Raw genomic sequence first — 6650 nt, forward strand, 5'->3', positions numbered from 1 at the left:
TCATCGGCTTAGTCATAAGGCAAGGCTTCAAGTACCTGCCGGATGCGAGAAGAAAGTATAGTGCGCAACCGCTTGAAGGGCTCAAGCTCATCTTGCGGCGCTAATTCAGACTTTGTTACAGCCGTGTTTGCCAGCCCTTTTATATTGCGACGCTCACCTGCCGCCGTTAGAATAGCCGCTGCGGGTTATCCCCTGTGGGTAAGTGAATAGAATGATGGAGCGTGTTTTTTGTCCTGTCTGTAGGCGAGAAGTCGAAGCGGATAAAGTTGCCCTCAACGAGGCGATTGATGATTCCGTGAAGCCTTTGCTTGCGGTCAATGCTTTTGGCTGGGAGCCGGGACGCGAGATTTGCTGGGATTGTCTCTCGCGCTTTTATCGCGTGCGTTCGGAACTCAACAAAGCCTTTCCCGATTTCGCCAAACAAGAATTAAAAATCCTGCCAACTCCTTTGCGTCTCGATGCCTCAAGCGATTGGCGCGGGCGCGGGGTCACTATTGCATTCATCGATGCAGGGTTTTACGCGCACCCGGATTTAACGGAACCGCGCAAACGCATTCTCAAATATGTCAACATCGTCGCGCCGACCAATCCTGAAGATTTATACACCCCGCATGTTTCTGCCTGGCATGGCATGATGACTTCTACGGTAGCCGCGGGCAACGGCTTTATGTCAAATGGGCTTTATCGCGGCATTGCTTCGGAAGCCAATCTGGTTTTACTGAAAGTCGGAGAATCGTCGCGCATTCGCCACGAAGATATTGAACGCGGTTTGCGCTGGTGTATTGCCAATCGGGAAAAATATAACATTCGCATCATCAATATTTCCTGTGGCGGAGATTACGAAGAGAGCTATTTAACCGACGCGCTCTCTCAAGCCGCCGAAGACGCCACGCGCGCAGGCATTTTAGTGGTTGCGGCGGCGGGCAATTCAGGGCATTTACAATACCATCCGATTCTGCCACCGGCTTCTGCGCCCTCAGTGTTGACCGTGGGCGGATTGGATGACCGTAACAATCTCGATTTTGAAGACAACACCATGTATCGCTCAAGTTTTGGACCAACCATTGACGGATTGCAAAAGCCTGAAGTGATTGCGCCAGGGATATGGATTGCCGCGCCCATCCTGCCCGGAACACCGACTGCCGAACAGGCAACCCTGTTTTCGCAATTGGAACACGCCAGCGATGATGAACTTGTGCCCATCATTCAACGCCATCCGCGAGTTGATGCGGATTTGGATGAAGCGGTGAATCTCGCGCCTTATCTCATACGCAATATGGTCTGGATAAAAGTGCGCGACCACAATGTCATCAGCGGGCATTACAAACACGTTGACGGCACCAGTTTCGCTGCGCCGATTGTCTCTTCGATTGCCGCACAAATCCTCGAAGCCGCGCCTCACCTGAAACCTCATCAAGTGAAAAGCCTGTTAATCAAAACCGCTGTGCGTCTGCCCCATATTCCCATAGACCAACAAGGCTGGGGAATGTTGAATTCGCGGGCGGCAATCGCTATGGCATTAACCCATAAAGAATCGATAGTTGAACATCAATCGCGGATGAAAGATGTAGCATCGGGTGACGAATAGGTGAGAAACATTTGGAGCCAGCGAGGGCTACCGCTCAGCCGTGAAACTTATCAATTTGTAAACCTGTCACCGACAGGTGGGAACCTGAGTAAAAGCCTTTGCATCCCCTACTAAGTGAGGCATTGCGCCGGTCAAATACGATGCCCGGCTCCCGTTATTCAGACATTCGGTTTTAAATTAATAAGCCAAGCACTAACTTCGCAGAAAGCCCTCAACCTGAACCGATACTAGCAACCTCAATTCAGAGAATCAAGAAAAACTTTTTTGAAATTTTATCGTCTTTGATTATCTGAATACCCGGCTGCGAATATTCAAAAAATGTTGAAAATTATTGGGATTTTTTAGGGAAAATCGGTTTGAAAATAAAAAATGAGGGCGAGAATTTTTCACATCCGTTCTCTCGCCCTCTACCATTCCGCTCACTTCAGGAATTGAGGAGGCACCTCAATTGCTGCTTCTTAATTAATTACTTTATAGCATAGTGCAGAAATTAACAGCAAGCACTATTTTTTACCTCTTCAATCCCCTTTTTTCGACTGTCATTTTCATGCCATATTTGGGTCTGAGCGTTACTATCGGCTTAGGTTCGACCCGGTGTCCGGGCATCATGCGCATGCGCCAAAGCTGCCCGATGGTCGCCAGCAGCAAAACCCCCTCCGTCCAGGCGAACTGTTCGCCGATGCACAAGCGCGAACCGCCTCCGAAGGGAAAGTAAGCGAATTTCGGTCTTGCGGCTTGCGCGGCTTCCGTCCACCGTTCAGGATCAAATTTGTCGGCTTGGGGATAATAACGCTCGGTGTGATGCATGACGTACTGGCTCATCAAAATAATCGACCCTTGGCGCGCCACATATTGACCGAGCGGATAATCGTTGAGCACTTGTCGCCCAAGCGTCCAGGCTGGCGGATAAAGTCGCATCGCCTCAGAAAATACCATCGTCGTGTATTTCAATTGCGGCACATCTTCAAAACCCGGCAAACGACCGGCAAGCGCCGAGTCAATCTCCGCGTGAAACTGCGCTTCGGCTTCAGGATTTTGCGAAAGCAGATACCAGGTCCAGGTCAAGGCATTGGCAGTGGTTTCATGTCCTGCCAGAAACAGGGTCATCGATTCATCGCGCAATTGCTTGTCGGTCATGCCTGTGCCGTCGCCTTCTTCGTCTTGCGCAAGCAAGAGCATTGAAAGCAAATCGCCACGGTCTTCACCGCTTTTCCGGCGCTCATTGATGATGCGATAGATGGTGTCATCCAAGCGCTGTTGCGCTTTCGCAAAACGGAAATTACTCGGCAGCGGTAACTTGTTAATCAGTTGCGGAAAGGGCAGGGTCACACGATCAAAAAGTTTCATCACCGTGGTGAGTGATTCACCAATGTCTTTGGCTTCGGCTTCGACATCGGCATCGAATAAAGTCTTCGCGACAATCGCCAGCGTAACCTGCATCATCTCTTCGGCGATGTTTAACGTTTCGCCATTCTGCCAACGGTCGCGCAGTTTCGCGCCGTATTTGACCATTTCATCGGCATAACCGGCGATGCGTTGACGATGAAATGCCGGTTGCGCAAGCCGCCGTTGGCGACGATGAAATTCGCCTTCGCTGGTGAGCAATCCTTCTCCGAGAATGGTCTTTGCCATTTGCAATCCGCGACTCTTGATGAAATTTTTGCTGTTGGTGACCAGGATATCTTTAATCAGTTCCGGGTCATTGACGAGAAAGACTTCCTGTGAACCAAGTTTGAAATAGACAAGATCGCCATACTCTCTGGCGATGCGTGTAAGAAAAGCGACCGGGTTGCGGCGAAGTTCAAAAAGCGTGCCGACAAGCGGAGCGCCTTTCGGTCCGGGCGGCACGGCAACCACCGGCAAAGCGACTGATGACATAGTTGGTTATCCTCAAAAATTTATCTCTGTCCGACACCTATTATGCACACCTTCTTAGCATTCCTGCCACAAGTAAAGGTTTGGAATTTCTGATGATTGACGATTCACTCCGGTTGTTGATTACCGTCGAGATGTGGGCAGAGACCGCAAGCTGCAAGCTGGTTGAAACTTTGTGCGAATTTAAGCAAGAATTTTTTTCAGCAATTCCTGATGCGTTTTTAATGATTCATAAAGCTGTTTCAATTCGCCGACGCCGATGATCGTCACCACATCTAAAATTTCATGAAATGAACCGCCCAACCTTCGACCGGCAAAACGCGCATCGCGCTCGTCGGCAATCACCAGAAACGGTTGCGAGCGTTGCGCGTCATAAGCGTGTTTGAGCCTGGTGAGTGCGCTGTCAACGCTTCCTGAAATCTGCACTTCAAAGACGTGACTGAGACGCGGCGAGGCTGCGCTGTCGCGCCACACAACATCGAAATAATCGTATTCGGCTTCAGCATAACGACCGAGCATCTGCCCGATTTCAATGAGCATCTGCTGCGCCTCTTTGTGAGAAATTTTACGTGGCGCTACTTCGGTGAGCGGCGTGCTCGGCAACATCTGCATAGCTTCTTCGGCGACGCGACGTTTGCCTTTTGGAGTAATCGTCCAGCGCGACTTTGTGCGCCGCAATTCGCCTTTTTCAACCAATAATGCGCCAGCGCGCTGCACCAGCAGATGCCAGCGATTGCGGCCCGATGCGGCTTGCAGATTTAAGTCTTCTTGGGTGATTTGTGGAAAGTAGCGTTCCAAACGGTCGTACAAAAAGCGCAACTGGTCGCTGCCACCCGTAGCTTCGAGTTCTTGCAGAATGGGAAGTTCGATGCGTTCGGCTTCGGGGAAAGGCATAGCGTTTAATTGCGGATTGCGAATTGCGGATTGCGGATTTCCCGCACAGGATTAAAAAGTTTTTTGAAAGCAAATAAAGCCATAACAAATTCTTCTCCAGAATATCTCGCTAATTCAGCAATGAAATTCTGATTTGCCGAAATGCATCAAGAACAATTGGCAATCCGCAATTCGCAATTCGCAATTCCTGAATAGAATTCAGGTCGCCGGTCTGCCAATCGGTCGAGTTCATAAGAACCTTTGACGTTGACGATTTTGTTGTTATTCGATTCCTGAATATCAATTTCGGCGTAGAGAATCTCTTCACGGTCTTCGCTGGCTTCGCAAATTACATCGCCCATGCAGTCAACGATTTTACTTTGCCCGATGAATCGCCAGCCGCGCTCGGTGCCGATGCGATTGACTGCCGCAACCGCGTAGTGATTTTCTTGCGCCCGCGCATTGAGCATAAATTTCGGCGTGCGCCAAGCGCCCGTGGGCCAATTGGTCGGCAACACGAAAAGTTCCGTGCCCAGTAATTTCAAGGCGCGAGGACCTTCGGGAAAATTGATGTCATAGCAGATGTTGATGCCGATTTTGCCTAAAGACGTATCGAATGGTTCAAACGGGCGATTGCCCGGCGTTAAAAACCGGTCAACGCCTAAAAACGGCAAATGGATTTTGCGATAGGTGCCGACAATACCATCGGGCGCAACCAGCAATGCCGCGTTGTAGTATTTGTCTCCATCCTTTTCGATAAAACCAACGATGGCGTGCGTTTTGGTTTCGCGGCACACTTCGGCAATCGCGGTTGCCGATTCGCCGTCGCAGAGTTCGGCAAAGGGCGCGGCTTCCGCGAGCGATTCAAAACAATAACCGGTCAACGCGGCTTCGGGAAAAACGGCAAGTTGTGCGCCGTGCTCTGCGGTTTCGCGAAGTTTTTCGATAATGCGACCGCGATTGGCAGGCACGTTACCGATTTCAACATCCATCTGTACACAGGCGATTTTGGTCTTCGACATATTTTTAAGTGGTGAGTGATGAGTAACAGGTGATGCGTTGCCGTGTATTTACTCATCACTGATTAAAGTGGCGGAGGCGTGTGGGAATCGAACCCACCCAAGCCGCCTCTCGACGACTCGCAAACGGGTTTGAAGCCCGCGAGAACCACCAGGCCCCCTGCGCCTCCAGAAGGTTTCAAAAGTAGCAAGTGAAACTAATCAACGCAAGCTGGTTGCTATGATTGATGGTTCGATTTCAACTTTATTAACTCTGACAATAAATTTCGTGTCAGGGATATGTACTCTCTGATTTCTGCTTTTTCTGTTTCACCCACTGCGCATTCGTTCAATTCTTCAATGGCATGATCAATCTCTGCTAATGCTTCACGCGCCAACTGCGGGTAATTCCATGCCTTGCCTTCAATAGCGGCAAGCCCCAATGAATAAAGATGAGTTGCATTGTGGTCTAAGATGAGTTCCGCAGAATAAGTCGGCGCATTAAATCTTCGGTTCCGGGAATGATAAAAAGGGTGATGGGCATTTATCCAAATTTGCCATGCTTGAATAAAGCTTTGGGATAACGTCATAGAGTTATTTTTACAAATAGTCGGAGATTATGCTTTCAATTGCGAATTAACTGCCATTGGTTTTTGCCTCTATGCGCTTCATAAATCGTTTGAGTTCAACCAGAGCGCGAACGTGTGTGCCTTCGCCAATTTTTTCGCGGCTATCATAGGCTTCGACTGCAAAGGTCACGGTGTTGTCGCCGATTTCTGTAACAACGGCTTTTAAGGTTACGGTATCGCCGACCGGCGTTGCCGCAAGGTGTTTGACATTGACCACCACACCTACAGAAATCCAGCCTTCGGGTAAGTATTCGCCGATGGCTGCGCCCGATGTGACCTCCATATGATAAATCATAATCGGGGTGCCGAAAACTTCGGGCATCTCTTCAACAAAATGTCCGACGGTCATCTCTCGCGTCACGGTGATTTCTCGCGTAGCGGTCGCGCCAACAGGAATATGTGCAGTCGGTTTCATTCGCTTACCTCTTTAAATGTGAGCGGTCATTCTAACTTTTAGAAAACTGAAAAGCCAAGCAGGTTGTGTGGCAACTTGGGTTTACTACAAGAGATATAGCTTTTAAGAAAATGTTTTTTGAGAAATAGGATTGTAAAGCTAAAGCCTTAGGCGGCAAAGCCGAACAATGCCAATATCTCCTTCGGGGCATTGGCAAATTTCACCAACGCTTGTTCGACCTTCTCTTTCAACGACTCAAAGGTCGCAAAGTAATGCAGATGGGTTTCTTGCTC

General features: G+C 49.4%; 6 protein-coding genes and 1 tRNA gene. 1 reads left to right on the forward strand and 6 read right to left on the reverse strand.

From position 1 onward, the window contains the following. The first annotated feature begins 211 nt into the window (after positions 1–211). Entirely contained in the window at positions 212–1588 is a 1377-nt protein-coding gene (locus AB1757_31110) for a S8 family serine peptidase (GenBank protein MEW6131519.1), read from the forward strand. Between the two features lie 510 nt (positions 1589–2098). On the opposite strand, the gene AB1757_31115 is transcribed toward AB1757_31110, so the two are convergent. The 6 genes from AB1757_31115 to AB1757_31140 form a co-directional block, all read right to left on the reverse strand. Then, positions 2099–3466, reverse strand: coding sequence for a cytochrome P450 (locus AB1757_31115; GenBank protein ID MEW6131520.1), 1368 nt, complete (start codon positions 3464–3466; stop codon positions 2099–2101). 180 nt (positions 3467–3646) lie between these two features. Then, positions 3647–4357 (reverse strand): hypothetical protein, encoded by a 711-nt coding sequence (locus tag AB1757_31120; protein MEW6131521.1) that lies wholly within the window; start codon positions 4355–4357, stop codon positions 3647–3649. A gap of 146 nt (positions 4358–4503) precedes the next feature. Continuing rightward, positions 4504–5358 carry a carbon-nitrogen hydrolase family protein gene (locus tag AB1757_31125; GenBank protein ID MEW6131522.1) on the reverse strand — a complete coding sequence of 285 codons (855 nt, stop codon included), beginning with the start codon at positions 5356–5358 and terminating at the stop codon, positions 4504–4506. 68 nt (positions 5359–5426) lie between these two features. Next, positions 5427–5525, reverse strand: a tRNA-Sec gene (locus tag AB1757_31130). Between the two features lie 48 nt (positions 5526–5573). Continuing rightward, positions 5574–5924, reverse strand: a complete 351-nt coding sequence (locus tag AB1757_31135; protein ID MEW6131523.1) for a hypothetical protein — start codon at positions 5922–5924, stop codon at positions 5574–5576. A gap of 46 nt (positions 5925–5970) precedes the next feature. Next, positions 5971–6378, reverse strand: coding sequence for a thioesterase family protein (locus AB1757_31140; GenBank protein MEW6131524.1), 408 nt, complete (start codon positions 6376–6378; stop codon positions 5971–5973). Positions 6379–6650: the final 272 nt, after the last annotated feature.

It is taken from the genome of Acidobacteriota bacterium (genome assembly GCA_040754075.1).
Taxonomy (GTDB): domain Bacteria; phylum Acidobacteriota; class Blastocatellia; order UBA7656; family UBA7656; genus JBFMDH01.

Bases quoted from the DNA above. Each gene is read 5' to 3' on its own strand.
- AB1757_31110 (MEW6131519.1), top strand. From the start codon at position 212: ATGATGGAGCGTGTTTTTTGTCCTGTCTGTAGGCGAGAAGTCGAAGCG.
- AB1757_31120 (MEW6131521.1), bottom strand. From the start codon at position 4,357: ATGCCTTTCCCCGAAGCCGAACGCATCGAACTTCCCATTCTGCAAGAA.
- AB1757_31115 (MEW6131520.1), bottom strand. From the start codon at position 3,466: ATGTCATCAGTCGCTTTGCCGGTGGTTGCCGTGCCGCCCGGACCGAAA.
- AB1757_31135 (MEW6131523.1), bottom strand. From the start codon at position 5,924: ATGACGTTATCCCAAAGCTTTATTCAAGCATGGCAAATTTGGATAAAT.
- AB1757_31140 (MEW6131524.1), bottom strand. From the start codon at position 6,378: ATGAAACCGACTGCACATATTCCTGTTGGCGCGACCGCTACGCGAGAA.
- AB1757_31125 (MEW6131522.1), bottom strand. From the start codon at position 5,358: ATGTCGAAGACCAAAATCGCCTGTGTACAGATGGATGTTGAAATCGGT.